A 23,321-nucleotide genomic window follows, 5' to 3' on the forward strand; every position below is an offset into this window, starting at 1 on the left:
CTGTCGTGTGGGGCGACAGTCGGCGTGTGTCAGGTGGGGCGACAAGGGGCGGGTGTCGTGTGACGTGACAGTCGGAGTGGCGTGGGCGCGTCGGGTCGGGCGACGGGGGGCGGGTGTCGTGTCAGGCGACGGGCGGCGGGTGTCTGCCTACTGGTCTGCGGGAAGGGTGCAGGGTGTCAGGGGCGCGGACAGGTGCCGGCTGTCGTGTGGGGCGACGGGTGCCGGGTGTCAGGTGGGCTGACAGGTGGCGGCTGTCTACCGGCGTGCAGCTGCCCGCTGTCTCGTGCGGTGACGGATGCGGGCTGTCGGGTGGGGTGACAGTGCCCGGGTGTCGTGTCGTGCGACTGGTGCGCTGTGTCTGCCCGTGGGACAGGTGCCGGGTGTCCGGTCGTGAGACAGGGGCCGGGTGTCGTGTGGGGCGACAGGCGGCGGGTGTCTGCGTGGGTGCCGGTCGGCGGGTATCCGTGTGTGGTTACGCGAGCCCTCGGACGAGGACCGCGGCCATGACCTCGGCGGGCGTCACGAGTCCGAGGCCGACGGGGCGCCCGGTCGAGTAGGCGCGCGTGGGTTGCTTGCGCTTCCGGGTGTGTGGGATGCCGGCGCGCTTGCGTGCTTTCCGTGCTGCGTTGCCCATGCGTGTGCCCTTCCGTCGGGTGTGCGACACGCGGTCGTCATCCCCGTTTGTAAATACGTCCCGATGGGTGTATTGTCGAATCATCGGGAGCGAGTCGAGACGCTCCCCCACCTAGATCGAAAGAAGGGGCATCATGCCTACCCTTGACACCACACGTCGCACGCTCTCCCAGGTCCGGCGCATGCCCCAGTGGCAGCGCCTCATCGACAGCATCCACAAGGCGCAGGAAGCCGCCGGGTACGACGGCCGACACTTCGGCCGGGCCGAGATGCGGGCGTTTGGCGCAACCCTCATCGGGAAGCCGGCTGAGCACGTCGCATACGCGACCCGGAAGCCGGAAGACTTCGGCGCGTATTGGGTCGAGCGTCAGACGCTTACTCACTCGGACAACTCTGTGTCCGTCGACTACGTCCTCAAAGCTGTCTACGGTGACGCGCTTGAGCGGGTCGAGACGATCGCTCGCGAGTCGATGCACCAGCCGACGCCGGCGCAGGATGCCGCGATGGCTGCGGACTTCGCCGCCCGGGCTCAGGCCGTGGCAGGTCGGGCGGTCCAGCGATGACCGCGGGTGCGACGCCGACGGAAGAGCTCGAATCCATCGCGCGGGCGTTCCCGATGCGCGACGGGCGCGGCTACGTGACCGGGTACTACGTGTACCGGCGCGGGATCAACTCAGGTCGCGAGGCAGGGCCGTTCGCGACGCTCGAGGAAGCGGAAACGGCGCGAGACGCCGTCTCGACGATGGACACGCTCGACATCGTGTGCGGGCACGTGTTCACGTCGCGCGGCACCATCGTCCGGCAGTGAGAGAGGGCGCCCCGTCCGCGTAGGCGGCTCCCGGTTCGCGACCGGGCGGGGCACGATCGGGCACGTCGAGACGCCCGACAGATCGGAAGGGGGTGCCCCGTGGGTGCTCAGGTACAGAACATGCGTTGCGCGGCCGTCGTCGTGGCTGTGGGGCTCGTCGGGCAGGGCTTGACGGATGGCGTCGGGTGGGCGTCGCTGGTGTGGCTCGGCGGGCTGGTGTGGCTCGGGTTCGCGGTGGCGTACGCGTGGCACGACAGCGCGACGCTGCGCGCTCACGGGCGCGCCGTGCGGGCGATGGAACGCGCCGAGCGGGCGCAGATGCGCGCGGATGCCCGCGTGGCGCGGGTGGCGTTGCTGCGGGGCGCGGTCGTGGAGGTTGACGGCGCCGGCGCGGGCGCGGCGGGTGCGGTGCGGTTCGTTGTCGAGGATGACGACGCGTCCGACGCGCGGGGGGATGACGAGAAGTAGACAGTAAGCCCGTTCGGGTGTACTGTGTAGGTATCGGGTTAGTCGAGACACCCGAGGATCGGAAGGGGCAGGAACATGATCGCTCATGCAACAGTCCTGGCCTGGCAGGAATACGTGCGGCTTGACCTCGCGCGATATGCCGAGCACACGGGCGGCACGGGTCAGCTGTGGTCGGATCGGCCGGAGTCGCTGCGTTTCCTCGCACGCCGGCGCGCGGGCAGCACGGATGAGTACGCCTATACGGGTCCGTGGCACATCGTGCGGAAGCACGTCACGACGGAATTCCGGCAGTGGGTGGAGGAATTCGAGGCGTCCGAGCGGCTGACGCTCACGGACTACGCCGCGAAGCTGCGTGCCGAGCGTGTCGAGGTGGCCTACTTCGACAGCGCGGATAGGGCGCTGGACCGTCTTGTCGAGATGCGGCGGATTCTCGCCGAGCGTGACGCCGTCATCGTCGACGCGGCGCGGAAGGGCGCATCGAAGGTTGCGATCGCGAACGCGATAGGGATCTCACGGCAGCAGGTGCACGCGATCATCGCGGACGCGGAAGCCGCCGACGGTGCCGCGGTCGAGCCGGTCGCGTTGCAGCTGTCCGGGTTCGCCGACGATGTCATCGTCGGGGAGCTCGTCGAGATTGACGGCCGTCTTGAGGAAGTGTTCTGAGGTGGCGCGCCGAGCCGAGCGCGCCGGCGCGGTCCCGCTGTTCGCAGTGTGGACGCCGCCGGCGGACCGTGAACCTATCGCCGAGCCGATCGACCCGGGCGCGGGCGCTGTTGCCCTGTTCGATGTCGACGACGCCGGCGCTTTGCAGGAATGGGAGCCGCGCGGGTGCGCGGCGGGAGAAGGGAACTGACATGCCGAAGACGGATGCCGAGCGGATTGCCGAACTGCGCACCGCCATTGCGAAAGCTGACGCGGACATCGCCGCGTCCGAGGCTGAGGCGTGGGCGGACGGTGAGCCGACGCTGTCGCAGCGGTCGGCGATTGCCGACACGCAGCGGGCACGCCGGCGCCTGAACAACGCGCTGACGCAGCTGCTCGGGCACGTTGCATTGCGGGAGCAGTCCGAGCCGATTGCGCTCACCGGCCACGACCTCGGCGGCGTCGAGCACGTCGACGACGACGGGGAGCCGTGGGTGAACGTGCCGTTCACGTTCGGCGAGCGGGCCGGGTCGCTGCTGCTGACGCGCCGGGAAGCGCACGAGCTTGCGGCGGCGCTGCTGGCGCGCTGACGCGGGATTGCATGGGCGTAGACAGAGATGCGCCCCTGGCTGTTGTCGAGACTGCCAGGGGCGCGGGTGCCTAGATCGAAAGGCATTGCAGACTATACCGGCCGGGCCGGTGAGATTGGGAGTGGAGAACGTGGGAACGCGCAAGCGCAAGACGGTGCAGTACCTGAGCGTCACGGAAGTTGCCGAGCGGGTGGGCCTGTCCGTGAACACGGTGAAGAGCTACCGGACGAAGGGCATGCTTCCGACGCCGGATGCGACGATCGGCGACGTGCAGGGGTGGCTCCCGGCGTCCATCGACGCGTGGGTCGAGTCGCGGCCCGGGTCGGGCCGGTGGGCTGGCAGTCGCTGACGGCCTGTTGCACCTGCGGTCAGCGGGTGATGCCGGGGTGACGGCGGCGCGCGGCGCGTCGTCGGGCTGCGGCGGCGTCGCCGCCCTGAGCGCTGGACTTCTGCTGATGGTGGTACTCGCAGAGTGATTGCAGCATCTCGTGGCGGTGGTCGTTGCGGTCGCCGGTGTGGTCGACCTGGTTCGCGTGCGCGCCGCATTTTTGCTCGGTGTCCTCGCGGACGTGCTGGCAATGGTAGCCGTCGGCGCGTAGGCGGCGCTCGCGGCGTTGCGGCCAGTCCGGGGGCAACGTGTCTTTGCGGGTTGAGCCGTGCCAGGCGGGGCGGGGGCTCATTCGTCGTCGGCCCATCGCGGGGCGCGCGCGGGCGCGTCGGTCCATCGGTGGTTGCTGCGGTTGAGTGCGGCCTGATTGCAGCAGAACACGAGGGCTATCTCGTGGTCGTGCTCGCGGCCGCAGTCGGTGCAGACGAAGACGAGGGGCGACGCCTGCGCGGCTTCTGTATTGCGCTGCATGGTCGTCGCCCCTTCGGCTGCGGGAAGATTGCCGCCGATATGCGTCCCTCGGCTGCTCACGGGCACGTGTTGCGCTCTCCCCCATTGCGACCCGAACGCGTCGGGGGGCGCATGACAATGGCCGGGTGTCAGATACCCGGCCAGTCACGGTGTGGGCCCCGGTATGGTCCGGGGCGGGTGCGGGCGTTGCCCAACAGTACCCACAATAGGGCATTCGGTTGTCTCATGTGGGAACGCGCCATCGTGTCGAAGTTGCGTTCGGGGTGGGGATGTCGCCCCACCTGATTGCGCGTTCGTTGTTGCGGGCCCCGGGGATTGCGTGGGTGCGGATGCCGTCGGCGGTGAGCCATCGGGCGATAGTTGCGCGTGACACCCCGAACCGTGCCGGGAGTGTGTCGAGGGGGATCATTGCGTCCTCGAGGCGCTCCGAGCTCGTCACGGTGCCGCCGGGACTGTGTAGCCGCGTCCGTGGCACGGTGCGCACAGGCCCGCGCCGCGGAAGCATCCGTCCGCGCGGCATCTGCCGCCGGAGCGCCGGCCGGTGCCTTTGCACTTCCCGCAGATTGCGCCTCGGCCGGTGCCCGAGCAAGTTGCGCATTCCACGCCCCCGGCGAGCACCCGCTTCATCTCCCGGTAGGTGCGTGGCGCGCGGCCGTCAGTTGCCGTGTCTATCTCGTGTTGCAGTAGCGCCACGAGCCGGTCCCATTCGGGGAGCAGCCGATCCCATTGCAGAGATCGGCCGGCCATCCGCGTGCGCAGCTGCTCCGTCGTGATGCCGGCCGCGTCGCAGTACCGCATGCACCGGAGCAGGTCGGACGGGTCCCAGGGGTGGTCGATGCCGCGCCCCGCGATTGCTTGGGATGACAGGCCGGTCGGTTGCGGCCACGCGGTCATCGGCCGGCCTCCCCGGAGTCACTGCGGGTGGCCGATTCTTGCGCTTCGGCATCGATGATCCGTTGCGCAGCGATGTCGACGGCCATGTCGTCGGCGTGCCGTCGCGAGATCTCGCGGAACCGGGTGAATGCGTCGGTCCTGCCGGAGAGAAAGCCATCGCCGTACTGTCGCTGTTCATCCGACAGGACGCGCCCTCGGTACGGGTCATCGAAGATAGTCTCCCGCTGTAGCTGCACGTCGATCGCCGCCACCACCTCGGCGCGAGTTGCGGCCTCCCTCTCGGATGCGACCTGTGCCTGCTCGCGGTGCCAGGTGTAGTGCGCGATGGGGTCGAAGACGACCGCAGCGCACGTCTTGCAGACGTCGACCTCGATACGGTCGGCCGACCCGCGTGTGTATCCGGGCACGACGTAGATGATCTTGCGTTCGGTGATGATCTGGATGTCGATCTTGCCGCTCATTGGGTGTCCTGTTCGGTCGAACCTGTGTGTGCGCGCGCCGCATGGCACCGCCCGCTACCGGTGAAGTCGTTGCGCAAGCGATCGCCGCCGCACTTCGCGCACGGTTCGTTGTCGCGGGCGCGTTGCTCGTCCCTGATCTGGTGCAGACGTGCCGCCAGGGCGCCCATGACGTCGTCGCTCATCGCTGCTCCTCTCCGGTCGGACTGGAGCCCGCGAGCCAGACTTTCGTTTGCCACTGCTCCGAGCCGATGAACTCGAGGGGGTTTCGTTCACGCAGGTGCGGCCGGTCGACGTGAGCAGGCGGGCAGGCGTACTGCATGCCGAACGCTCCTTGGACCAGGCGGTATTCGTGAGGCCCGTTGCCGCCGGACCAGAGCACGATGATCCGCGTCCCATCGGCGAGGGCACGGACTTCCTGCGCGGTCATGGGTGCATCGCTCATCGCTGCTCATCCCCGATCGATTGGGTAGCGCGACGAGCGGCACGCCACTTCGCTCTCATCCGCGCGAGTTCGAGCATCCCGACTTCGACTGCGCCCGCCGCGACGGCGGCGGCGCGGCGGGGCCGCGTCACGTCGTAGTGCCGCTTCACGTCGTCGTCGGGATACTGAATCCAGGAGCGGCGCAGACCGATCTTGTCGGCCATCGCGTCCAGTTCCTCGCGGGTGTCGGCCTGCATGTGGCACCACTCGCCAGTGACGGTTCGCGCGCCGTTCGGGACGGTCGCCTTCTTGAACATGTCGTCGACGTAGACGGTCACGTCGCGCTCCGATCCGTGTGAACCGGTTCCCACGGGCCGGCCGCGATACGGCGGTGAAGCACGCGAGTGAAGTGCCCGTCGTTGTCGGCCATGAGCCATCGCGCGGTCTCTTCGTCCAGCGGGTCCGTCGCGATCGTGCGCCCTTGAGTCGGCCCGCTCGCGACGGTGGTGACGACCATCCATTCGAATCGGCCGTCGGCACGCGACTCGGCTGCCGCATCTTTGTGCGCGTGGTCCGTGAGCGAGTCGATAGCCGCGGCAATCAGCGCTCCGGCCTTCACAAGATCCCGAATGGGGTCGCCGGTCGGCTTCCAGTACCGCTCGGCCCACGGCCATTCGCCGGGGTGGCCGTCGGGCGCGTAGGCGTTTCCCCGAGCCGCTGCTACGACGCCGATGCGCGCCACGTAGGCGTAGCTCCGCGCAGCGCGGATCAGACCGTGCGCGCGTCCCGCGTCGTGCTCGGCGTCGTAGCCTTCCGCGACGATCTGCCGCTCACGCTCGGCAGCGATCGCGTCGGTTCCCTTGGTCATATCGTGCTGTCCTTCCGGGTCGGGCTCCCGCCGAGGACGTACTCGGCGAGGGCGCGGGATCGGTTGATGTCTTGCGTCGAGTTGGTGAGCAGCCGCCCGTCTGGGGAGATGAGCGGTTCGGCCTGGTTGCGCTTGACCTGCAGCGTCTCCATGAGCACCGGGTCGGAGCCCTCGATCGCGTTCAGGTAGTAGGCGATGGGCGGCTCGTCGCCCATGCCGTCGCGTCGGAGTCGGCCGATACCCTGCTCGTGCACCTGCGGTGACCAGTCGAGTTCGCCGAACACGGCGACGCGGGTCGCCAGTTGCAGTCCGTCGACGCCTGCGCCAGAGCGCAGCGACATGATGAGGATGCGAGAGTCCCCGTTGATGAACCGCTCGGCCGCGGCGTCCTTCTGCTTCGGCGACTCGCTGCCCGTGTACAGCACCGGGTTGTACGTCTTGAGCGCCTCGAGCCAGATGTCGTAGACGGCGCGGTGCCAGCCGAAGAGCACGAGCTTCTGCTCGGATTCGAGGATCATCCGGCAGAACTCGGCGACGAACGGCGCCTTCGCGATGCCGGTCGCTTCGCGAAGTTTCCAGTCGAGGTTGCCGGCGGCGCGGAACCGCTCGTCGCGGGTCGAGGATGTGCTGAGGATCAGCTGCGCCATCGCGCGGGCGTCGCCCTTCACCTTCTCGATCGCCGCGGGGTCCGCCTCGATCTCGTAGGGCACCTTGATCGTCGCGGGGAGCTCGCGGCCGACGTCGGCGCGCGTCCTGCCGAGCATGAGGCCCTGCTCGCGAAGGTACGAGCCGAGCGCCGCGGGGTCGGCGACGCCGACGTGGTTGCCGTGCGACCACCCGCCCCATTCGCGCAGGAACTCGTCGCGGGAGCCGAGGTAACCGGGGGCGATGATGTTGAAGAGCTCCCACACCTCGTCGCCGTAGTTGTACACGGGCGTTGCGGTGAGCCCGAGCACGTACTCCGCCTCGTCGGAGATGTTCTTCGCCGCCGAGCCCTTCTGCGTCCCGATGCCTTTCCGGAGGTCTTGCACCTCGTCGAAGATCACCGTTCGCGGCCATCCGGCGAGGTGGTGCTGCCATCCGGCGAGCCGGGAGTACGGGACGATCAGCACGTCGGGGCGCTGCCCGGCCTCGAACGTCGCGGAGGGCTTCGTGTTCTTCGCGACCTCGAAGCTGAGCGACGGGAACGACTCGTTCAGCTCGGTGACCCACCGGGACGGCAGGTGCGTCGGTGTGACGATCAGCGCAGGCAGGGCGTCGGCGTGCACGAGCCCGAGCAGCGCCGTGAACGTCTTGCCGAGCCCGAGCGCGTCGGTGAGCATGAGACGCTTCGACGTCCGCAGCACGTCGATCGCGGTCAGCTGGTAGTCGCGCGGCTCCCGCGCCGGCGCGACCGGCAGCGCCAGGCGATCGAACGCGCCGGCCGTGATGCTCGCGAGGGTGCGTTCCCGGTGGACGTGGGCGTCCGCCTGACCGCGGAGTCGTTGCGCGCTCACGTCGTCGGCCGCGACGAGTGGCCAGCGCTGCAGCGCCCACTCGATGTCGCGCGCGACCTCGATCGTGTCGGCGAGGACGATGGAGCCGCGGGTGCTCGACCGCGCGCGGGCGAAGACGCGCTTCAAGCGCACAGCCGTCGCGGGCTCGAGGGAGAGGTGCCATTCGCCGCGACGCGTGCCTGCGGTGGGCGGGTGGTAGGCGTAGGTGCCGTACGTGCGGTCGGTCACAGACTTCCTCCGGTGACGACGACGACGTGCACGGGCTTGTGCACGACGTGGCTGTAGGTGACGCGGTGCGAGGCGCGCGTGGTCACGAGCACGAGTTCGTCGATCTCGTCGCACTTCGCGTAGCGCAGCAGCTGCCAGGCGACCGCCTTCCATGTGCCGTCGACCTTGACCTCGATGCCGACTCGGTCGACGAGCAGGTCGATCCGGCTCGCGCCGTCTGAGAGACGGACCTCCCGGCGCACGTGGTGGCCGACGGCGGTGAGTGCGTCGGCGAGTTCCGCGTGCAGGTCCGTCTCGGACACGTAGGTCGGGCGGATGCCGTCGAGCGCCGCGACGATCTCGGCGGCCGTCACCCTTCGATCGCCTTCTGCTGCGACCGGAACGTCTCGAATGCGGTCTGATCGGTGGTGCCTCCGAGCATCCACGGGAACATGACCTCGTCGAGCGTCGCGAGGCCCGCATCGATGAGGCCGGACTGTGCACGCAGCCAGTCGCGCGCGATCGCCCACGCGACCCGAGCAGCGTGCTCAGGGGTCCGGCGCGCCGGGGTGACCTTCGGGTCGGCGCTGAGCGCTTTCAGCACGCCCTCAGTGCGCACGGGGAGCGCGAAGTGGCGGACGCCGTACTCGGTCCGCATAGAGAACTCGAGGCCGGCCGCGGTGTCGTCGGTGTCGTAGATCGTCGAGATGCGCACGACGCCCCGCCGGCGCAGCGCAGCGATCACCTCGCCCATCGTCTTCTCGACGGCCTGCTCGGTGGTGTAGTTCGCGATCGGCATCAGTCCTGCATCCCTTCGTAGATGTCCTTGCAGGTCGGGCAGACGGGGAACTTCGTGAAGTCCCGCGAGGGGCGCCACTGCTTGCCGCAGAGCGCGGTGATGTCCACGCCCTCGAACATCGACCGCTCGATGTCGGTCTTGCGGGCGTAGTGCGAGAACAGGTCGTGGTCGCCGGGCTCGTCGTGCGCGGTCGTCGTCTTCTCGTCGACGCGGTCGTCGGTGAGGGTCATCGGGTCTCCTTCTGGGTCTTGTCCTGCTCGATCCGGCGGTCGTAGTGGGCATCGTCACCGCCGGCGATGTAGCCGTCGTTGAAGCCCTCCCCGTAGACCTGGGCGACGATGCGGCGGACGACGTATCGTCCGTTGTCGTCGAGCGCCGCGAGGGCGCTGTCTCGGAGATCCGTGTTCAGCTGTTGCCGGATGCTGGCCGGGATCGGCGGGCGCAGTTCGCGTGCCATGTCGTTCTTCTCTCAGTCGAGGGCGAGCGGGAGCATGCCGTCGGCGGCCCGCGCGACTCCCCCGGAGCCAGGGAACAGGTCGACGACGTCGTCGGTGGCGGGGTCGTAGCCGAGCGCAGCGAGCACCCAGCGGGTCCATTCGGGCGGCTTCGATCCGACGAAGCCGGCTTGGGGTGGGTTCGCGACGAGCACGTCGGAGACGCGGACGCCGTCTCGGCCGCGGCGCCCCTCGGGCGGGAAGACGATCACGGGCTCCCACCGCGAGATGATGCGCCCGCCGCCAGGGATCGCTGTCGGCCGGTGCCAGGCCATGACGCGCGCGGAGATCGGGAGCGGGTGGTAGGCGCCGAGACCGTCGGGGGTCGTGGCGATCGCCCATCCGTCGTACTCGTCGACGAGCCGCTCGAGCAGCCGGCGGTGTTCTGTGAGGTCGTCCCAGACGGCGGCTTCCGGGTGGTAGTCCGCGGCCGGCGAGTCAGATGCGGAGCGGGGGCCGTCGCCGTACCAGCGCAGCGCGCGAGACCGGGAGGTGACACGCAGAGGCCCGCCCGGGCGATCGCGTCGCTCTGCGAACAGAGGCGGGTAGGGCGGGTCAGCGATCGCCAGGCGGGCCATGGTTTCCTCTCAGCCGCTGCGCTCCCAGCATTCGGGGCGGTTGCAGCGCTCGCGCAGCACGTAGCAGCACGCGAATGTACGGTGCCGGGCGTGGAAGCCCGGGCAGGTGATGTTGGTGCACTCGTGGTGCCCGTCGTTGTGCTGGACGTGCATGCCCGAGCACGACAGCGTCGGCTCGCGGTCGTGTGCGCGCGCGAGCTGTGCGTCGTAATCGACCGCGGAGGCGAGACAGGACGCTCGGGCGTGGAACACGACCGGCGGTCCCAGCGGTACGAACAGGTTTTCGTCGAAGCGGTGGGAGCGCTGTCGGTGGGTTACGGGTTTCTGGCATGCCGGGCAGACACCCTCGACCTCGTAGCGCGCGGCTCTCTCGGCGTGAGCCGACGAGACAGTGGCGGTCCACACCTCTGAACACGGTGGGAGTTCGTTGCATCGCGAGCATCGCGAGAAGTGTTCAGGGAGAACGAACACTCTGCCGTGCTTTCTCAGACGCATGGGCCGGTTGTGCTGGGCGAAGTCGAACTCGGCGCCGTACGGTCGCAGAATGAGTCGCCAGTCTTCCTCGTGCGGGGTGACCTCGTGAACCGCCCATGGCTGATGACGCATTCCCGGATGGTCGATCGCGATAATGTCGCCCGCACGAAGGTGCCGACCGTACGCGCTCTCACCCTCGGACGCGCGCCAGGAGTCGTGACGGTACAGCTGTCCGGATGACAACACGTCAGCCCTTCCCGCTGTCGGAGAAACGATCGATCGCCGTGCCGCGGCCGTTGGTGCCGTAGCACTCGGCGAGCTCGTTGACCGCGTTCGCGTGAGCGATCGAATACGCCACGGTCGGGATGGCCTCGGCGATCTGCTTCGCCTGGTCGGGGCGGAAGCCCATGCGGTCGATCAGCTGCAGCCGGACGCTCTCGCGGGTGCTCGCCATCCACTGCTCCGTGTTGGCCTCGCCGGTGCGGTTGCCGTGCTCAAGCCACCCGAGCGGGTAGCCGGTCACCTCCGCGATCGCCTCGAGGTGGCGAGCCCGTGGACGCTCGTCGGTGTGACGCCACGCTGAGAGCGTGTTCCGGTGAACGCCGACTCGTTCGGCGATGTCGCCTGCGCTGATGCCGTCGCGCTTCATCGTGCGGGCGACGGCGAGGTCGATGCGCTCGTTGATCGTGAGGGAGAAGACGTCGAAGGTGGGGGCGTGCGCGGGGTGCTGTGAGTCGTTCATCGGGTGCTCTTTCGGTGGTGGTGCTCATCCGCTCGTCTCGCGGCGTGGCAGTCTGCGCACGTCACGTCGTCGGGCTTTCGGGTTGTGGTGGTGTTCCGTCGCCCGCAGTAACCGCGTCCGACGATCTCGCTGCTGGCGCAGCGCCTGCCCGTGTCGCTCACGCGAACGGGTGGGTGTGGGGGAAGGCCGGGCGGGCACCGGCGTTCGATGGGCGCCGCGACGGCGACCGCTGGCCCGTGTGGATGGGGGCGGTCGCCGTCGTGTCGAGGCGCGCTGAGGGGGTGGCCTGGCTTCGGTTCATCGCGAAGTGCTCTCTCTGATCTAGGCGTGCTCTCGACTGCACTGCGAGCACTTTACGTTCCCGATTCCGGGTCTCCAATACCCGTCAGCGGTCTCCCAGTTCCCGGGATCGGGAGTTCTGATCGGTGTCCGCTATGAGCCAGGCATCCGCGAACGCCCTTCCCGCAGCGGCCACCGCCGCCACGAACTGCTCGAACATATGTACGACACTGCCGATAGCCTCCGACATTCTTCGGAAAGCGCCTACCTCGTCGGCGTGTCGCGCCCGCCCCTGCTCTTCGCGTCGCGCCTTGCGGATCGCGCGGCCGATGCGCCGCTTATCGGGATGCACTGATGAGCTCCTTCCGTCGTGCAGCGCGCCGCTCGGCGCGCTCCTTCCGTTCGGCGGCGTCCATCTCCTTGAACATGCCCGCCAGGATCGGCGCGTAGTGCTCCGACCACTCGAACCAGTCCCGCTTGTAGTCACACGACCCGCATTCGATGAGGATGTCGTCGAGGTACTCGAGCGGGCCCCGCCTGAACAGGTCTTTGTGTCCGCACTGCGGGCAGAGCACGAACGGGATCGATCGGTGCTCGGCTTCCGCTGCGGGCCACCGGTGGAGGGCGGTCTGCATCCGCAATGTGAGCCGCACGAGCGCGGACGCGCCGGCGACCGTGTTCGCCTTTCCCTCGAGGTCCGAATGCCACGGCCAGAGCACGTCGTCGACGTACTCGAATGCCGCGTCGATGCCCATGGTCGACGGGAACGGGCGGGCGCCGAGCGCTTCGAGCAGGTCGTCGGCCGCCATCCACGTCTCCGGGACGATCAGCTGCGGACGCCGTGACGTGTCGACCCGCTCCCCCGCGTTCTGCGCTCCGGACTCGATCGACCGGAGATGGAGGATCAGGTAGTACGCGCGGTCGATCGCGTCGCGCGCCTTCATCCAGCAGACGTCGCACAGCAGCCCGTGTCGCGCCGAGCGTGGCACGCACCCGCGGCAGTGCTCGTCGTCGCACGCCGCGTAGTGCCCCTCGGGGATGCGGCGCCCGTCGCGCGTCTGGCCGCGGCGGTGGCACGCGCGGGGCCGGTCGTGGCGGTGGAGCCCTTGGAGCTCGAACGTGATGCAGGGCCGGTCGATCATGATGCGCCTCCGTGACATGCGCACGTGTCGTTGCCGCACGGGAACTGTCCAGGCACGACGCCGCGCCGGCACCGTGAGCAGCACCGCGGGCCGGGGACCGGGCCCAGCAGTGCGGCGAATGCCGACTCGTCGAACGTGACCGGTCGCAGCCTCGGCCCGTTCGCGCTCACTCGGCGCTCCCGGCGGCGAGGGTGATCGCGCCGTTCGCCGAGATGTCGAGCACGTCACCCAGTGCGGGGGCAAGCTGTGACACGTCGAGGACTGCGACCTGCACCTCCCCCTCGTCCGCGGCTTCGATGAGGGTGAACGTCGCGGCCTGCAGCGACGTGTCGATGTAGCGGTTGTCGCGGGGCGACACCTTCACGCCCAGTCGCCCGGTGACGGTGACGAGGTCGCCGACACGGACGGGAACGGACTTCCCGTCGGGCGCCCATGCTGTCCAGTTCCGGGACTTCGTGACGCCGTTGCGGTTCTGCCACGTCTCGCGGATCATCGCACCGCCTCCGGAGCGGATGATCTTGGTGACGGTGCCGTCGACGATGCCTCTCGCCATTACGGGGTGCTCTCTTTCGTTGTGAGACGGATCTCGAAGTGCGGCGTCGCACCCTTCTGGTACTCGATCCGCGGGTGATGCTTCGTGACGTACTCGGGTGAGTCGTCGGGGACGAGGTGAGCGGAGATGCCCTTGCTCGCGGCGAGGCCGTCCCAGCACGCCTTCGCAAACGGCTGCAGGTTGTCGTCGTCCCGCTTCTGCCGGTCCTTCACGACCCACACGAGCCGCACCTCGAGGTGCGCCGAGACGGGGATGCGCTGCCTGCGTGCCTCCGCGAGCACGAGCGTTCGCACGAGCTTCGTGCTGTTATTCGCTACTCGCCAGTGCACGCGGTGGTTCGCGGACATCCCGGGCGGCGGCTTCGCGAAGTCGAGCGGGATGACCCATTCGTGATCTGTCATGCGGCGGTGGTTCCTTGCTGTGAGCGTGCCGACGACGCCCATCGGGCGAGGTCGGGGCGGTGGTGATTCCGGGCCATCCGTTCGACGGCGTCCGGTGTGGTGCCGAGCGCTTCGAGCGCGCGTGCGGGAGATTCGCCCAGCGCCCGGAGGTGTTCGACCTCGCGGAGCTTCCATCCGGGCTCGAGTGCAGCGCCTGCGGTGTCCGGCTGCTCGTCGGGGTCGTCGATGTTCTCCCACGCGAGCGCTCCGACCCACCCTCGGCGTGCCGCGATTCGTCGCGTGCGATCGCGCGTTCGCTCTGGCGCCGGCTGATCCCACAGCGCCCGGTACAGGCTGGCGACCGCATCGGCACGCCCGCGGGTCACCGTGTGGGCATGCATCGTCCATGTGATCTGCCGCTCGTCGACGCCGATCCGGGAAGCGAGTTCCCGGAACGTCCATCCGTGCGCCATCAGCGCCTGCAAGCGCCGCTTCGTTCCGGTCGCGTCGACGTTGGCTTTCGCGACCGGGCGCGGACGCTGCAGGTCGGCGAGCAGGCGCTTCTCGACCTCGGGTGCGACTTTCGGGAAGCCGGCGAGCACGCGCTTCACGGTGCTCACCGAGACGCCGGCCGCCTGGGCGATCTGGCGCTGCGTCCATTTGGCCGATAGGAGCTCGACGATGCGGGCACGAGCCGCAGTGGCGTCGACCGGCGGCGTCACATGTCCGTAGGCGCGACGCCTCCGGAACGCGGCGGCGTCTACGCGGTGGGCGACGATGCACGATTCGCACCCGCATCCGTGGTGGTCGTAGCAGTTGGTGCCGTGCGAGTGATCGGTCGGGCACCGATGCGCGCGCGCCGAGCCCTTCACCCGGCTCACCTGCCGACCACCCGGAGGATCGGACGGCTGCGCGTCGGCCGCTCGACCGGAACGGATGCGGTGACGACGATCGGGACCGTGGCCTCAGTCAGCGCCTGCCGCATCCGCACCGGGTCGGATCGAATCTGCACGATGAGTTCGCCGACGCTCGAGGCGCTCACTGCGGCATCCGTTCGAGGACGAGGGCAGCGATCGCGAGGGCCGTGAGGGCGGCCAGCGCCCACCGGAAGACGGCGCTCCAGACGCTCGCGGCGGTCGGGTTCTTCTCGAACGTCGAGATCGTCCCGAGCCCCGACAGCAGCAGGGCGATGATCAGGAAGACGACGGCGAGAACGATCAGGAAGGTGTTCATGAATTCCCTTTTCTGTGCATTGGGTAGACATGGCTGTGCGCCGGGCGGCGCGAGCCGGTGGGTGCCCGTCAGGCGGGCAGGACGTGGGTGTCGATGTACTGCTGCACCTCGGCCCACGACTGGGTGATGCAGCGGAGGACGTACCGCTGCGGGGTCTTCACGTCCGTGCCCTTGTCGAGCAGCCACATCGCAACGCGCATGGCCTCGCCCGGGAAGAGCTCGCGGGCGGTCCGCTGCCGGATGTGAACGAGCAGACGATCGGGGTCGATCTGCATCCCCTCAGCGAGGGCCGACCTCGCCAACTCATCGGAACGTTTCTCTTCGTCCGTCCGCTGACGCGCGCGATCAGTAACGGGACTGGACTCAGATAGGTGAGTAGTATCTCTGTGCTCTGGACTCTGGACTCTGGACTCTGCTTTCGGTTGGGTTCGGTTCGGTTCCTGCCCTAACCCACCGGAAACCGAGTCGGTTTCGTTCGGGTTCTTCTTCGGGCGACCGCCCTTCTTCCCGTTCGCGACGTTCGTCGCGCGCCGTTCCTCTCGGCGTGCACGCGACTCCTGGTGCTCGTCGTACTCACGGATGACGTATGTGTCGTCCACGCGCGCGACGACCGGCCGGGTGGGATGCGAGTTGACGAGCTCGTCGAGCACCGTCTTCGGCCAGTGCCACTCGGCCTCTTCCGCGGGGAAGACGCCGTCGTTGTCCGCGATCTTCGCCTCGATGTTCATCTCGACGAACGCCCACTTCGCTTCGGTCGACGCGCGGCGGAACTTCGGATGCCGGTGGATGTCGACCGGCAGGGTGATGTAGAGCCGCTTATCCCGAGGCACCGCCGACGAACCTCTCCGCGGGCACCAGGTGCCCTGCCTGTTCGAGCCCGCACCCTGGCGCGTGGCCGATCGTCTTGCCGAGGCTCGCGCCGGCGGGGCACGTGCAGTGGTGCAGCTTTCGCATGATCCAGTCCCCCGCGAGCTCGAACGGCGCCCGCCGCATGCCGAGCGCGCCGGTGAACGGGATCGGCTCGGCGAGGGCACGCGGGTTCGCGAGCTTGAGGTGCCAGCCGTCGGGGTACGCCCACCGGGAGCAGCCAGCCGACGGATGATGGCCGGTCTCGTCGAAGATGCCCTCGGCGAGCGTCCACGGGTGGACGTCGACGACGTCGACGACGCCGAGGATGACACCTCGCGCGGGGCGGTCGACGGGCGCGCGCTGCGCCATGAAGACGCCGGGGACCGTGTGCGCGGCGAAGAACGCGTCGATCTCGGCCTGCGATGGCTGGTGCAGGCCGGCGTGGATGAGGACGGGGCCCCGGTACTCGCCGGCGATGTTCCGGGGCCGGTTCTCGACGTCCTTGCCGGCGAAGATGATCGCGTCGGCGAATGGCTGCCGGACGGTGATGATCCTCACAGTGAGAAGCCCCTTTCTCGGGCGAGGCGTTCGTAGATCGGCGCCTGCGGGATGCCCGTCAGGAGCTCGAACACTCCGGCCGACATGAGGTTCGTCACAGCGAATCTGACGGAGAGCTCGCCCGGCCGGGTGACGAAGATCGGGGTGTCGGGGTCGCCGTGTTCGGGGTGGTGCTCGACGAGCTCGAGCTCGGTCACGAAGACTTCGGTGCCGTCTGCGCAGTGGAAGCCGACGTCGGTGGCGATCGCGGGGGTGTGGATGAGGTGGCCGATCTGCTGCCAGTCGAGGCGGTGGCGTTCGGGCATGGTTCGGGTCTTTCTCCTGTCGCCGGGCGCGCGCGAAGAGGGCGCGCGCCCGGCCGTGTGGTGGATGCCGGTCGCGCGCCGTGGGCGCGTGACGGGCTACAGGGTGCGTGCCGCGTAGAGCGCGGTGAAGACGCCAGAGGCGCCGCACGCGGGGCACGCGAGCATCGTGTTCGCCGGATGCAGACTGCGCAGCCGCTCCCAGTGCGGCGCGCACAGCGTGGCAGTGTTCGCGCAGCCCGGGGTGACGCAGCGGACGTGCCACGTCGCGGGCCGCTCGCAGCCGTTCGTCGACGCGACGCACGGCACCTGCGCTGCGAGCATCGCGTCGAGATCCACGACGACAGTCTCGTCGATCGTGGGCGCCGCGGCCGACATCAGTCGGTGCTCTTCTTCCGCGGCTTCGTCGGCTCGATGCCGAGGAACCGCAGTGCGCGGCCGATCGCGGCTGTCTCGGCGGACTCCTGCGGGTAGAGCGACCCGACGCTCGGCTCGTCGTCGCGCGATCGCGTCGCCGTCGCCGTGGCGTCGGGGTGCCGGGTGTAGCGGGTGCCGCCGACGCCAATAGTCGGCGAGGTCTTCCAGACCTCAGCCCGCGCCGTGAACGTGCCCTGCGCATCGCTTTCGACCGACGTCGCGATGACGCCGTCGGGGTACTTCGTGCGGAACTTCTTGATCCGCTGATCAGCGGTGACGATGTCGTCCGTCGCGTCGCCGGCGGCGGGCTCCGGCGTCCGTGCTCGGCCGCGCTGCGGCGACGACTGCGGGATGTCCAGCTGCTCCATGAGGTCGGGGGCGACGTCGCTGGTGGGCTCGGTGGTGGTGGTCATGCTGCGAATCCGTTCTCGAATCGGTCTTGGAAGTCGTAGACGGCGTACATCGGGGGTTCGATGAGGCCGATGGTGTCGGGGTAGCCGGGCCACTCCCCCGATTCGCTGTACTGCGCGAACAGGCGGCGCGCGTGCGCCGCCTTCGTGCGGCCCATGTCGCGGAACCGCTCGCTGAGCGCGAAGACGCGGGCGAGGTGCGGGGCATCCTTCTCGACGACGATGAAGCAGAACGCGTCGTACTCTTCGCCGGCGAACCGGAGCGTGTCGCCGTAGTGCGCCTCCTGCACCTCGTACTCGTGCTCGGCGACGGCCTTCGCGAACGAGATCGGCGTCGCGCGGCGCCCGATCGTCTTGATGTCGACGGCGACGCGACGCCGCGGCCCGCGCCCGAGGAAGTCGAACCGGCACCGGACGTTCACCCCCGTCTCCGGATCGGTGGCGAACACAGACGCTTCCGCGATGCCTTCCTGCTCGAGCAGCAGGCGCGCCTTCGAGCTCGCGAGCACACCCTCGGCCATCCGGTCGACGGCGTCGGACTCGGCCCGCTTCACGGGAATGAGCCCCGCCTCGCGGGTCAGCTTCTCGAACCGCTTCGCGATCGCCGTGTTCGCGGCCCCGTTCGACCCGAGCACGTTCACGTGCTCTTCCTGCGTCTCCGGGTCGACCCACACGTGGTCGCCCTTCCCGTCGGGGTAGACCGCGATCCCGGCGCCGACGCCGAGCACCTTCGAGTGCGCCGCGGTGCCGACGTCGAACGCCTTCGTGTCCGCCCGCGGATTGTTCCGCTCGTACTGGAACCGCGCCGGCGAGTCCAGCAGCTGCCGGGCGCCCGTCGACGAGAGCGCCGGGTGCGAGTGGTACAGCTTCTCGCGGAGGTTCGGGACGATGCCGACGTGGTCGTCGCTGACGGCGAGCACGTCGCCGCCGTGAGTGCTGAGAATGCTCACTGCTCTCCTCGCATGTAGCGGCGGATCGCGGCGTGCGCCGCGGTCGCCTCGACGGTCAGTGCCAGGCGCTCCGCGGGCTTCCCGCCCGGCGGCCGAACGCGGTCACCGTTGCCGGCGAGCACCTGCACCTGCTTCTTCACCTGGGACGCGCGCCGGTGGACGCTGTACGCGGCCACGCGCGGCCAGTCCCGGCGCGTGCGCTGCGCGTGGTAGCGCTGCTCGAGCTCCCACGGCGCCATCGGCCCGTACTCGTCGATCAGCGTCACAATCGCGTGCATGACGTTCTCGGTCGCCGTCGGGTCGAGCGACGCCGCGGCCGCGGTCGACACCGTCGGGTCGTTGACGTGCGCGAGGTCGGGGGTCTGCAGCGTCACAGGGTGCCCCCGGCGGGGGCGTGTGTGCTGTTGTTCATGGTGTCTCTTTCGATCTAGAGGACGCCCCGATCGATTACGGGGCCGTGTTCCTCGCCCACACGTGGGCGGATGCATCGGCCGTGCACAGGCCGGGGTCGCCGGGGCGCGCTTCGCACGCAAGGCACGAGCCCTCGATCGCGGCCAGTACCGCGCGCTTCACGACGATGAGCGCGTCGCGTTCCCACGACAGCCCGACCGCGTTGACGAACTCTTCGATCTGCAGCAGTGAGTCGCGAACCTCGTCCTCGACCTGCCGTGACGCGATGCTCACGGCGCCGGGGTCTTGTAGACGCTGAGGACATTCGGGAACCACGACAGCAGCCCGACACGCCACCCGATCACTTCGAGGTCGAACGTCTGGCCCTCGACGAGCGCACCGTAGGTGTCGGCGCTGTTGAAGCGCAGCAGGAGCGGGTTGTCCGTGACGGTGAAGACGCCGCAGCTGGTGTAGACCCGCTGATCGGTCGTGCTCTTCACGTTCCCGTTGCTGTCGCTCGAGACGCTCACGCTGCGGTCCTTCGCGGTGACTTCGCAGTCGTCGAGCGTGCGGACCGACGCGAAGTAGCCGATCGCGAGGGCGATCAGCCCGGCGGCGACGACGCCGGCGGCCACGACGATCGCGATGTCCTTCTTGTTCGTGCGCGGCTCACGGTCGGGGCGGCGCGGGCGGATGGTGGGCATGGTGTCTCCTACGTGGTCGTGTCGTCGACGGCGGCGCGAGGCGCCGGCCAGACGATCGGGATGAGGTCTTCGGCCTGCCGTTCCGCGCATGCGGTGACGCACGGCGGGCAGGTGCAGTGCTGGGAGCGGCGGTGGCCGCAGTCGGTGACGGTCACGGGTCAACCTCCGAACGGGCCGGCGTTGTCGATGGAGAAGTCGTCACCGGTCAGCGGCACGCCCGGGCCTCTTGCCGACCGGTCCCGCCCGGCGGCGCGGAGCGCGCGCGCCTCGGCTGACTTCTCCCCGACGTTGTACTGGTCGTAGTAACCGGTCCGGTTCCGCTTGGCCGCGGCACGCTGCCCGGCGGCGCTGCGCTGCGGCCACTTCGCGACCCGGTGTCCCGTTGCGCCGCGATGCTCGGTCGCAGCGGGCGCACCGATCAGGACCGGGTTGCATCCGGCGACCAAGCAACGCCAACGGTTCGGCTGTGCTCGCTCACCCACCGCTGCTCGAATCGGTCGATCCGTGCTCATCATGATGCTCGACATGTGGCGTCGTCGCGGACGAACCGGAGTCCATTACCCGCATGCCAGCGCTGTTCTGTGCGAGCTCGAACGACGAGACGCCGTCCCCATCGAACGCCCGGTACCAGGTGTCGAGATATTGGCTTTTCTGCCACGCGTCGCCATACGCGTCCACGATGACTGCGCGGTCGCCGAGCTTGTCGAGATTGACGTGATTCCGCTGCAGGTCCGCCCGCAGCGCTCCTCGTACGGCGCTCATCTTCGCTCCTCCCCGGTCGATTCGTGCTCGTTCCATCGCCGTTCGCGGTCGATCATCACGATGGCGCGCCGGAACTCATCGCTGCTCGCGAGGTTGTTCCACGTGTTCCAGGCGGCTGTCTCGTTCTGCACGTTCGGCTCGATCGCGCGCACCGCGGCCCGGATGATCGCGAGTCGTTCCTCCTGGTCTCGGTGCCGGCGGTGATCGTCCTGGTGATCGTGCAGGTCGCGGAAGTAGCCTCGCTTCGACCACCCGCAGGGGCACGTCACAAGGCCGATCGTCTCGCCGTTGTCCATCACTGGCCCCCATCCGTGTGATCCGGGTGAAGCGGTCCCCACTTCCGCTCGACGTGGTCGCGGCTGAACGGCGCGGTCTCACGCGTGTGCAGAAGCCCGTCATCGCCCAGCATCCAGACATCGCCGTGACGGTCACGGAGCGGGTAGAGCGCGTACTGGAAGAGTCCCTGGTGTGTACCGCGGATGGTCTCTTCACCCGCTCGCTCCGCGCACGCCTTGCAAACCCGGTGGTGAGTTCCGGGACCGGTGGTGCCACCCCCCACTGAGAAGCCGATCATCCACCGCCCGTTCTCGTCGCGCTGGAAGCGGTCAAAGCCACAGAGGATCGCGCCCGTTCCCCCGGTCTTCCCTGGTCCGGCGAGGTGAACGGTGAGGACGCCGCTGGTCTCGAAAAGGGTGTACTTCGCGCCGGGCGTCGTGGTCTCGATGGTCGTGAGGGTCATCGATCGCTCCTGTCCCGTTGCTCCGGGACGCGGGGGCGGTCCCGTCGCGAGAGCGCGAGCAGCCCCGCGTTCCGGCGACGGTGTGCTTCATCCGAGCGCTCGGTGCGGCTCGGGCGCATGCCGGCGGCGTACGCGAGTACTTCCCGGATGCGGACGGTGAGGCGCATGCCGAGGATGTAGTGCTCGGCGAGCTCTTCCACCGCCTGTGCGCGGATGACCTGGAACGCTTCGTCGGTCATCGCGCTCATCAACGCCTCGACCTCGGACTCATCCCAACCGCGCTCCCTGAGCTTCCGACGGACATCGCCGCGCTGCCAGTCGAGCCAGCGCCTGTCGTCATCGGACATCGGTGTGTTCTCGCTCATGCTGCGAGCTCCATCTCGTTGAGGAACGCGGCGACGGCGTGGCCGACGTCGCGCGCGACTGGTGGTGTGACGGCGTTCCCGGCCTGCTTGACCTGCTCGCGCTTCGTGCCGAGCAGGACGTAGTCGGCGGCGAAGCCCATGCCGCGCTGGATCTCGTGCGGTTCGAGCATCCGGAAACCGGCGTCGTCGACGTCGAGGCTGATCGGCGGGAGCGCCTCGAGCAGCGACTGGTGCCCGCCCGTGGTGAGCGTGCGCATCGGCTCGTCGACGGGCGTCGTCATCTCGGCGCCACCGTGGTTGTTCCGCATGAGCAGCGCGTGGTGGTTGCCCTCAGCGCTCACGGTGTCGATTGGCTCCGAGGTCGGCTTCGCGACGCCGTGATTCCGCAGCGGTACGACGAGCCCGTCTGCCTCGCGCGTCGTGACGGCTGGGAGCGGTCCGCGCGCGGAGACCGCGTCGGAGCGCCATGTGCCGCCGGCGGGAACGAGCAGCGCGTCGCGCTCGACGGTGGTGACGGTGCCCATGGGCTCGCTGGTCGAGCGGGCGACGCCCTTCGAGAAGTAGGGCACGAGCATCGGTTGAGCGACGAACATCGATCCGGATGCGGTCAGCGCGCCGAGCGGGTCTGACGCAGGCCGGGCCGGAACCGTGTTCCCCTCGCCGCGCACGATGAGCGCCTGCGTCGTCGCCGTCGTCGCGGTGGGAAGGGGCTCGCCGACGGTTTTCGCGTGGTTCTCGTGGTTGTTCGTCATCACGAGCGGGAGCGCGACGCCCTTCGTCGCGGTGCCGTGCAGCGTGCGCAGCGGGTCATCAGCCGGCCACGCGCGGACGTAGCCGCCCTCCGTCCCGTGCTGCGGGTGCTTCGGATCGGTCGAGTCATACGCGTTCCCCGCGGCCTCGACGACGAGCGGCGCCCAATGCCGCTCGATGCCCTTCCGGATGCGCTCGCGCGTCTTCTCGGCGAGGGGCTTCTTCCGGTCGCCGATGCGCTGCGCCGGGATCGACCAGTCGATGATCGACGCCGCCGGCAGCCAGCCCGGCTCGACCTGGATGCCGCACTTCGGGCACCGGTAGACGTACTGCGCGCGGTAGCGGCCCCACCGCTCTTCCTTCTTGAACGACCGCGACGCCCGAACCTCGCCGTGCTCCATGCACAGCGCCTTCGGCTGCGTCCACCGCTCGAGCGGAGGCCGACCCTTCATGCTCTTCCGCCAGAAGACGACGTACATCCGGTCGCGGGACTGCGGCGCCGGGAGCCCGCCCTCCTGCGCGTGCATGCTGTTGAGCCACACGATCTCGTGCCGGTAGCCGAGCAGTTCCATCGCCTGCAGCCAGGCCGGGAACATGATCCACCGGTACGCGTCGACGACGTTCTCGATGATGATCGCGCGGTACCTGTGCACCTCAGCGAACCGGGGGACGTCCCACATGGTCGCCCGGGATCGGTTCGCGGCCGCGTCGTCGAGCGGGCGGGTGCCGTCGAGCTCGAACAGGGCTTCGTTGAGCGCCTGCTGACGCTTCACGCCCTTCGCGATGGAGTGATTCGTGCACTCGGGCGACGCCCAGAGCACGTCGGTGCGTGGGAAGTAGCGCGGGTCGACCTGGGAGATGTCGGCCTGGGAGTGGTCCGTGTCGGGGTGGTTCAGCTGGTGCGACGCGATCGCGCGCTCCCAGTGGTTCGCGGCGATGATGACCCGGTATCCGGCCTCGACGAGCCCCGATGAGGAGCCGCCGGCGCCGCAGAAGAGGTCAGTGACGGTGAGTCCGTTCCACGGTACGACCGGCATCCGGTATCCGACGGGCTGATCGACGACGGTGGTCGCCTTGACGATGGTGCGCGTTGCCACGGGGCTT

General features: G+C 69.0%; 44 protein-coding genes. 6 read left to right on the top strand and 38 right to left on the bottom strand.

Translation table 11 applies throughout. The annotated features are described in order from the left end of the window. Positions 1 to 472: 472 nt before the first annotated feature. Positions 473 to 634, bottom strand: a complete 162-nt coding sequence (locus tag O1W71_RS02030; protein ID WP_269266317.1) for a hypothetical protein — start codon at positions 632 to 634, stop codon at positions 473 to 475. A 133-nt stretch (positions 635 to 767) separates the two neighbouring features. On the opposite strand from O1W71_RS02030, the gene O1W71_RS02035 reads away from it, so the two are divergent. The 6 genes from O1W71_RS02035 (at position 768) to O1W71_RS02060 (ending at position 3,490) form a co-directional block, all read left to right on the top strand. Next, the gene (locus tag O1W71_RS02035; protein WP_269266318.1) at positions 768 to 1,196 is read left to right on the top strand and encodes a hypothetical protein; all 429 of its coding nucleotides are present in this window, start codon (positions 768 to 770) and stop codon (positions 1,194 to 1,196) included. Further along, positions 1,193 to 1,441, top strand: coding sequence for a hypothetical protein (locus tag O1W71_RS02040; protein WP_269266320.1), 249 nt, complete (start codon positions 1,193 to 1,195; stop codon positions 1,439 to 1,441). The genes O1W71_RS02035 and O1W71_RS02040 overlap by 4 nt, the downstream gene beginning before the upstream one ends. A gap of 99 nt (positions 1,442 to 1,540) precedes the next feature. After that, the gene (locus O1W71_RS02045) at positions 1,541 to 1,909 is read left to right on the top strand and encodes a hypothetical protein (RefSeq protein ID WP_269266321.1); all 369 of its coding nucleotides are present in this window, start codon (positions 1,541 to 1,543) and stop codon (positions 1,907 to 1,909) included. Positions 1,910 to 1,984: 75 nt separating this feature from the next. After that, entirely contained in the window at positions 1,985 to 2,572 is a 588-nt protein-coding gene (locus O1W71_RS02050; RefSeq protein ID WP_269266323.1) for a hypothetical protein, read from the top strand. Positions 2,573 to 2,763: 191 nt separating this feature from the next. Then, positions 2,764 to 3,141, top strand: coding sequence for a hypothetical protein (locus O1W71_RS02055; RefSeq protein WP_269266324.1), 378 nt, complete (start codon positions 2,764 to 2,766; stop codon positions 3,139 to 3,141). A 130-nt stretch (positions 3,142 to 3,271) separates the two neighbouring features. Further along, a complete protein-coding gene (locus tag O1W71_RS02060; protein ID WP_269266326.1) occupies positions 3,272 to 3,490 on the top strand; it encodes a helix-turn-helix transcriptional regulator in 219 nt (72 codons plus the stop codon). 19 nt (positions 3,491 to 3,509) lie between these two features. Here the strand turns inward: O1W71_RS02060 and O1W71_RS02065 are convergent, their stop codons facing one another. The 37 genes from O1W71_RS02065 to O1W71_RS02245 all read right to left on the bottom strand — a co-directional run bounded on the left by O1W71_RS02065 (position 3,510) and on the right by O1W71_RS02245 (position 23,314). Continuing rightward, positions 3,510 to 3,821: a hypothetical protein gene (locus O1W71_RS02065; protein WP_269266327.1), complete on the bottom strand. Its 312-nt coding sequence runs from the start codon at positions 3,819 to 3,821 to the stop codon at positions 3,510 to 3,512. After that, positions 3,818 to 4,000 (bottom strand): hypothetical protein, encoded by a 183-nt coding sequence (locus tag O1W71_RS02070; RefSeq protein ID WP_269266328.1) that lies wholly within the window; start codon positions 3,998 to 4,000, stop codon positions 3,818 to 3,820. The genes O1W71_RS02065 and O1W71_RS02070 overlap by 4 nt, the downstream gene beginning before the upstream one ends. 890 nt (positions 4,001 to 4,890) lie before the next feature. Further along, entirely contained in the window at positions 4,891 to 5,355 is a 465-nt protein-coding gene (locus O1W71_RS02075) for a hypothetical protein (protein ID WP_269266330.1), read from the bottom strand. Beyond that, positions 5,352 to 5,537 carry a hypothetical protein gene (locus O1W71_RS02080; RefSeq protein ID WP_269266332.1) on the bottom strand — a complete coding sequence of 62 codons (186 nt, stop codon included), beginning with the start codon at positions 5,535 to 5,537 and terminating at the stop codon, positions 5,352 to 5,354. The genes O1W71_RS02075 and O1W71_RS02080 overlap by 4 nt, the downstream gene beginning before the upstream one ends. Next, complete coding sequence (locus tag O1W71_RS02085) at positions 5,534 to 5,797, bottom strand: hypothetical protein (protein WP_269266334.1); 264 nt, start codon at positions 5,795 to 5,797, stop codon at positions 5,534 to 5,536. Before O1W71_RS02085 ends, O1W71_RS02080 begins: the two co-directional genes overlap by 4 nt. Next, positions 5,794 to 6,114: a DUF4031 domain-containing protein gene (locus O1W71_RS02090; protein ID WP_269266336.1), complete on the bottom strand. Its 321-nt coding sequence runs from the start codon at positions 6,112 to 6,114 to the stop codon at positions 5,794 to 5,796. The genes O1W71_RS02085 and O1W71_RS02090 overlap by 4 nt, the downstream gene beginning before the upstream one ends. After that, positions 6,111 to 6,644 carry a hypothetical protein gene (locus O1W71_RS02095; protein ID WP_269266337.1) on the bottom strand — a complete coding sequence of 178 codons (534 nt, stop codon included), beginning with the start codon at positions 6,642 to 6,644 and terminating at the stop codon, positions 6,111 to 6,113. The genes O1W71_RS02090 and O1W71_RS02095 overlap by 4 nt, the downstream gene beginning before the upstream one ends. After that, entirely contained in the window at positions 6,641 to 8,368 is a 1,728-nt protein-coding gene (locus O1W71_RS02100) for an SNF2-related protein (RefSeq protein ID WP_269266340.1), read from the bottom strand. Before O1W71_RS02100 ends, O1W71_RS02095 begins: the two co-directional genes overlap by 4 nt. Next, a complete protein-coding gene (locus tag O1W71_RS02105) occupies positions 8,365 to 8,721 on the bottom strand; it encodes a hypothetical protein (RefSeq protein WP_269266341.1) in 357 nt (118 codons plus the stop codon). Before O1W71_RS02105 ends, O1W71_RS02100 begins: the two co-directional genes overlap by 4 nt. After that, on the bottom strand, positions 8,718 to 9,146 hold the full coding sequence (locus tag O1W71_RS02110; RefSeq protein ID WP_269266343.1) for a hypothetical protein: 429 nt from the start codon (positions 9,144 to 9,146) through the stop codon (positions 8,718 to 8,720). The genes O1W71_RS02105 and O1W71_RS02110 overlap by 4 nt, the downstream gene beginning before the upstream one ends. After that, positions 9,146 to 9,376, bottom strand: coding sequence for a DUF3039 domain-containing protein (locus O1W71_RS02115; RefSeq protein WP_269266344.1), 231 nt, complete (start codon positions 9,374 to 9,376; stop codon positions 9,146 to 9,148). The genes O1W71_RS02110 and O1W71_RS02115 overlap by 1 nt, the downstream gene beginning before the upstream one ends. Further along, positions 9,373 to 9,603: a hypothetical protein gene (locus O1W71_RS02120; protein WP_269266346.1), complete on the bottom strand. Its 231-nt coding sequence runs from the start codon at positions 9,601 to 9,603 to the stop codon at positions 9,373 to 9,375. The genes O1W71_RS02115 and O1W71_RS02120 overlap by 4 nt, the downstream gene beginning before the upstream one ends. Before the next feature lie 12 nt (positions 9,604 to 9,615). Next, positions 9,616 to 10,218 (bottom strand): hypothetical protein, encoded by a 603-nt coding sequence (locus tag O1W71_RS02125; protein WP_269266348.1) that lies wholly within the window; start codon positions 10,216 to 10,218, stop codon positions 9,616 to 9,618. A 9-nt stretch (positions 10,219 to 10,227) separates the two neighbouring features. After that, positions 10,228 to 10,938 (bottom strand): hypothetical protein, encoded by a 711-nt coding sequence (locus O1W71_RS02130; protein ID WP_269266350.1) that lies wholly within the window; start codon positions 10,936 to 10,938, stop codon positions 10,228 to 10,230. Position 10,939: 1 nt separating this feature from the next. After that, the gene (locus O1W71_RS02135; RefSeq protein WP_269266352.1) at positions 10,940 to 11,434 is read right to left on the bottom strand and encodes a helix-turn-helix domain-containing protein; all 495 of its coding nucleotides are present in this window, start codon (positions 11,432 to 11,434) and stop codon (positions 10,940 to 10,942) included. 617 nt (positions 11,435 to 12,051) lie between these two features. Then, positions 12,052 to 12,855 carry a hypothetical protein gene (locus O1W71_RS02140; protein ID WP_269266354.1) on the bottom strand — a complete coding sequence of 268 codons (804 nt, stop codon included), beginning with the start codon at positions 12,853 to 12,855 and terminating at the stop codon, positions 12,052 to 12,054. Between the two features lie 166 nt (positions 12,856 to 13,021). Further along, positions 13,022 to 13,408, bottom strand: a complete 387-nt coding sequence (locus O1W71_RS02145; RefSeq protein ID WP_269266355.1) for a hypothetical protein — start codon at positions 13,406 to 13,408, stop codon at positions 13,022 to 13,024. After that, positions 13,408 to 13,809, bottom strand: a complete 402-nt coding sequence (locus O1W71_RS02150; RefSeq protein ID WP_269266357.1) for a hypothetical protein — start codon at positions 13,807 to 13,809, stop codon at positions 13,408 to 13,410. The genes O1W71_RS02145 and O1W71_RS02150 overlap by 1 nt, the downstream gene beginning before the upstream one ends. Beyond that, positions 13,806 to 14,510 (bottom strand): helix-turn-helix domain-containing protein, encoded by a 705-nt coding sequence (locus O1W71_RS02155; protein ID WP_269266359.1) that lies wholly within the window; start codon positions 14,508 to 14,510, stop codon positions 13,806 to 13,808. The genes O1W71_RS02150 and O1W71_RS02155 overlap by 4 nt, the downstream gene beginning before the upstream one ends. Before the next feature lie 155 nt (positions 14,511 to 14,665). Beyond that, complete coding sequence (locus O1W71_RS02160) at positions 14,666 to 14,830, bottom strand: hypothetical protein (protein WP_162815522.1); 165 nt, start codon at positions 14,828 to 14,830, stop codon at positions 14,666 to 14,668. Continuing rightward, a complete protein-coding gene (locus tag O1W71_RS02165; protein ID WP_269266361.1) occupies positions 14,827 to 15,021 on the bottom strand; it encodes a hypothetical protein in 195 nt (64 codons plus the stop codon). The genes O1W71_RS02160 and O1W71_RS02165 overlap by 4 nt, the downstream gene beginning before the upstream one ends. A gap of 68 nt (positions 15,022 to 15,089) precedes the next feature. After that, the gene (locus O1W71_RS02170; protein WP_269266362.1) at positions 15,090 to 15,851 is read right to left on the bottom strand and encodes a hypothetical protein; all 762 of its coding nucleotides are present in this window, start codon (positions 15,849 to 15,851) and stop codon (positions 15,090 to 15,092) included. Beyond that, a complete protein-coding gene (locus O1W71_RS02175) occupies positions 15,838 to 16,428 on the bottom strand; it encodes a hypothetical protein (protein WP_269266363.1) in 591 nt (196 codons plus the stop codon). The genes O1W71_RS02170 and O1W71_RS02175 overlap by 14 nt, the downstream gene beginning before the upstream one ends. Next, positions 16,425 to 16,733 carry a hypothetical protein gene (locus O1W71_RS02180; RefSeq protein ID WP_269266364.1) on the bottom strand — a complete coding sequence of 103 codons (309 nt, stop codon included), beginning with the start codon at positions 16,731 to 16,733 and terminating at the stop codon, positions 16,425 to 16,427. The genes O1W71_RS02175 and O1W71_RS02180 overlap by 4 nt, the downstream gene beginning before the upstream one ends. Before the next feature lie 96 nt (positions 16,734 to 16,829). Then, entirely contained in the window at positions 16,830 to 17,108 is a 279-nt protein-coding gene (locus O1W71_RS02185; protein ID WP_269266365.1) for a hypothetical protein, read from the bottom strand. Next, a complete protein-coding gene (locus tag O1W71_RS02190) occupies positions 17,108 to 17,560 on the bottom strand; it encodes a hypothetical protein (RefSeq protein WP_269266366.1) in 453 nt (150 codons plus the stop codon). Before O1W71_RS02190 ends, O1W71_RS02185 begins: the two co-directional genes overlap by 1 nt. After that, positions 17,557 to 18,507, bottom strand: coding sequence for a PD-(D/E)XK nuclease-like domain-containing protein (locus O1W71_RS02195; protein WP_269266367.1), 951 nt, complete (start codon positions 18,505 to 18,507; stop codon positions 17,557 to 17,559). The genes O1W71_RS02190 and O1W71_RS02195 overlap by 4 nt, the downstream gene beginning before the upstream one ends. After that, positions 18,504 to 18,881 carry a hypothetical protein gene (locus O1W71_RS02200; RefSeq protein ID WP_269266368.1) on the bottom strand — a complete coding sequence of 126 codons (378 nt, stop codon included), beginning with the start codon at positions 18,879 to 18,881 and terminating at the stop codon, positions 18,504 to 18,506. The genes O1W71_RS02195 and O1W71_RS02200 overlap by 4 nt, the downstream gene beginning before the upstream one ends. Before the next feature lie 73 nt (positions 18,882 to 18,954). Continuing rightward, entirely contained in the window at positions 18,955 to 19,191 is a 237-nt protein-coding gene (locus O1W71_RS02205) for a hypothetical protein (RefSeq protein ID WP_269266369.1), read from the bottom strand. Next, positions 19,188 to 19,601 carry a hypothetical protein gene (locus O1W71_RS02210; protein ID WP_269266370.1) on the bottom strand — a complete coding sequence of 138 codons (414 nt, stop codon included), beginning with the start codon at positions 19,599 to 19,601 and terminating at the stop codon, positions 19,188 to 19,190. The genes O1W71_RS02205 and O1W71_RS02210 overlap by 4 nt, the downstream gene beginning before the upstream one ends. A gap of 8 nt (positions 19,602 to 19,609) precedes the next feature. Then, the gene (locus tag O1W71_RS02215; protein ID WP_269266371.1) at positions 19,610 to 19,756 is read right to left on the bottom strand and encodes a hypothetical protein; all 147 of its coding nucleotides are present in this window, start codon (positions 19,754 to 19,756) and stop codon (positions 19,610 to 19,612) included. A gap of 3 nt (positions 19,757 to 19,759) precedes the next feature. Beyond that, entirely contained in the window at positions 19,760 to 20,047 is a 288-nt protein-coding gene (locus tag O1W71_RS02220; protein ID WP_269266372.1) for a hypothetical protein, read from the bottom strand. Positions 20,048 to 20,075: 28 nt separating this feature from the next. Beyond that, positions 20,076 to 20,363 (bottom strand): hypothetical protein, encoded by a 288-nt coding sequence (locus O1W71_RS02225; protein ID WP_269266373.1) that lies wholly within the window; start codon positions 20,361 to 20,363, stop codon positions 20,076 to 20,078. Next, positions 20,360 to 20,662, bottom strand: a complete 303-nt coding sequence (locus O1W71_RS02230) for a hypothetical protein (protein WP_269266374.1) — start codon at positions 20,660 to 20,662, stop codon at positions 20,360 to 20,362. Before O1W71_RS02230 ends, O1W71_RS02225 begins: the two co-directional genes overlap by 4 nt. Then, positions 20,659 to 21,102, bottom strand: coding sequence for a hypothetical protein (locus O1W71_RS02235; protein ID WP_269266375.1), 444 nt, complete (start codon positions 21,100 to 21,102; stop codon positions 20,659 to 20,661). The genes O1W71_RS02230 and O1W71_RS02235 overlap by 4 nt, the downstream gene beginning before the upstream one ends. Then, a complete protein-coding gene (locus tag O1W71_RS02240) occupies positions 21,099 to 21,449 on the bottom strand; it encodes a hypothetical protein (RefSeq protein ID WP_269266376.1) in 351 nt (116 codons plus the stop codon). Before O1W71_RS02240 ends, O1W71_RS02235 begins: the two co-directional genes overlap by 4 nt. Positions 21,450 to 21,463: 14 nt before the next feature. Then, positions 21,464 to 23,314, bottom strand: a complete 1,851-nt coding sequence (locus O1W71_RS02245) for a DNA cytosine methyltransferase (RefSeq protein WP_269266377.1) — start codon at positions 23,312 to 23,314, stop codon at positions 21,464 to 21,466. Between the last annotated feature and the right edge of the window lie 7 nt (positions 23,315 to 23,321).

This window comes from Microbacterium sp. H37-C3 (assembly GCF_027157935.1).
Taxonomy (GTDB): Bacteria; Actinomycetota; Actinomycetes; order Actinomycetales; family Microbacteriaceae; genus Microbacterium; species Microbacterium plantarum.

Excerpts from the sequence above, each read along its gene's own strand:
- O1W71_RS02030 (WP_269266317.1), bottom strand. The coding sequence starts at position 634 with ATGGGCAACGCAGCACGGAAAGCACGCAAGCGCGCCGGCATCCCACAC.
- O1W71_RS02035 (WP_269266318.1), top strand. The coding sequence starts at position 768 with ATGCCTACCCTTGACACCACACGTCGCACGCTCTCCCAGGTCCGGCGC.
- O1W71_RS02040 (WP_269266320.1), top strand. The coding sequence starts at position 1,193 with ATGACCGCGGGTGCGACGCCGACGGAAGAGCTCGAATCCATCGCGCGG.
- O1W71_RS02050 (WP_269266323.1), top strand. The coding sequence starts at position 1,985 with ATGATCGCTCATGCAACAGTCCTGGCCTGGCAGGAATACGTGCGGCTT.
- O1W71_RS02055 (WP_269266324.1), top strand. The coding sequence starts at position 2,764 with ATGCCGAAGACGGATGCCGAGCGGATTGCCGAACTGCGCACCGCCATT.
- O1W71_RS02065 (WP_269266327.1), bottom strand. The coding sequence starts at position 3,821 with ATGAGCCCCCGCCCCGCCTGGCACGGCTCAACCCGCAAAGACACGTTG.
- O1W71_RS02070 (WP_269266328.1), bottom strand. The coding sequence starts at position 4,000 with ATGCAGCGCAATACAGAAGCCGCGCAGGCGTCGCCCCTCGTCTTCGTC.
- O1W71_RS02075 (WP_269266330.1), bottom strand. The coding sequence starts at position 5,355 with ATGAGCGGCAAGATCGACATCCAGATCATCACCGAACGCAAGATCATC.
- O1W71_RS02080 (WP_269266332.1), bottom strand. The coding sequence starts at position 5,537 with ATGAGCGACGACGTCATGGGCGCCCTGGCGGCACGTCTGCACCAGATC.
- O1W71_RS02085 (WP_269266334.1), bottom strand. The coding sequence starts at position 5,797 with ATGAGCGATGCACCCATGACCGCGCAGGAAGTCCGTGCCCTCGCCGAT.
- O1W71_RS02095 (WP_269266337.1), bottom strand. The coding sequence starts at position 6,644 with ATGACCAAGGGAACCGACGCGATCGCTGCCGAGCGTGAGCGGCAGATC.
- O1W71_RS02110 (WP_269266343.1), bottom strand. The coding sequence starts at position 9,146 with ATGCCGATCGCGAACTACACCACCGAGCAGGCCGTCGAGAAGACGATG.
- O1W71_RS02115 (WP_269266344.1), bottom strand. The coding sequence starts at position 9,376 with ATGACCCTCACCGACGACCGCGTCGACGAGAAGACGACGACCGCGCAC.
- O1W71_RS02120 (WP_269266346.1), bottom strand. The coding sequence starts at position 9,603 with ATGGCACGCGAACTGCGCCCGCCGATCCCGGCCAGCATCCGGCAACAG.
- O1W71_RS02125 (WP_269266348.1), bottom strand. The coding sequence starts at position 10,218 with ATGGCCCGCCTGGCGATCGCTGACCCGCCCTACCCGCCTCTGTTCGCA.
- O1W71_RS02135 (WP_269266352.1), bottom strand. The coding sequence starts at position 11,434 with ATGAACGACTCACAGCACCCCGCGCACGCCCCCACCTTCGACGTCTTC.
- O1W71_RS02140 (WP_269266354.1), bottom strand. The coding sequence starts at position 12,855 with ATGATCGACCGGCCCTGCATCACGTTCGAGCTCCAAGGGCTCCACCGC.
- O1W71_RS02145 (WP_269266355.1), bottom strand. The coding sequence starts at position 13,408 with ATGGCGAGAGGCATCGTCGACGGCACCGTCACCAAGATCATCCGCTCC.
- O1W71_RS02150 (WP_269266357.1), bottom strand. The coding sequence starts at position 13,809 with ATGACAGATCACGAATGGGTCATCCCGCTCGACTTCGCGAAGCCGCCG.
- O1W71_RS02165 (WP_269266361.1), bottom strand. The coding sequence starts at position 15,021 with ATGAACACCTTCCTGATCGTTCTCGCCGTCGTCTTCCTGATCATCGCC.
- O1W71_RS02180 (WP_269266364.1), bottom strand. The coding sequence starts at position 16,733 with ATGCCCGAACGCCACCGCCTCGACTGGCAGCAGATCGGCCACCTCATC.
- O1W71_RS02185 (WP_269266365.1), bottom strand. The coding sequence starts at position 17,108 with ATGTCGGCCGCGGCGCCCACGATCGACGAGACTGTCGTCGTGGATCTC.
- O1W71_RS02190 (WP_269266366.1), bottom strand. The coding sequence starts at position 17,560 with ATGACCACCACCACCGAGCCCACCAGCGACGTCGCCCCCGACCTCATG.
- O1W71_RS02210 (WP_269266370.1), bottom strand. The coding sequence starts at position 19,601 with ATGCCCACCATCCGCCCGCGCCGCCCCGACCGTGAGCCGCGCACGAAC.
- O1W71_RS02225 (WP_269266373.1), bottom strand. The coding sequence starts at position 20,363 with ATGAGCGCCGTACGAGGAGCGCTGCGGGCGGACCTGCAGCGGAATCAC.
- O1W71_RS02235 (WP_269266375.1), bottom strand. The coding sequence starts at position 21,102 with ATGACCCTCACGACCATCGAGACCACGACGCCCGGCGCGAAGTACACC.
- O1W71_RS02240 (WP_269266376.1), bottom strand. The coding sequence starts at position 21,449 with ATGTCCGATGACGACAGGCGCTGGCTCGACTGGCAGCGCGGCGATGTC.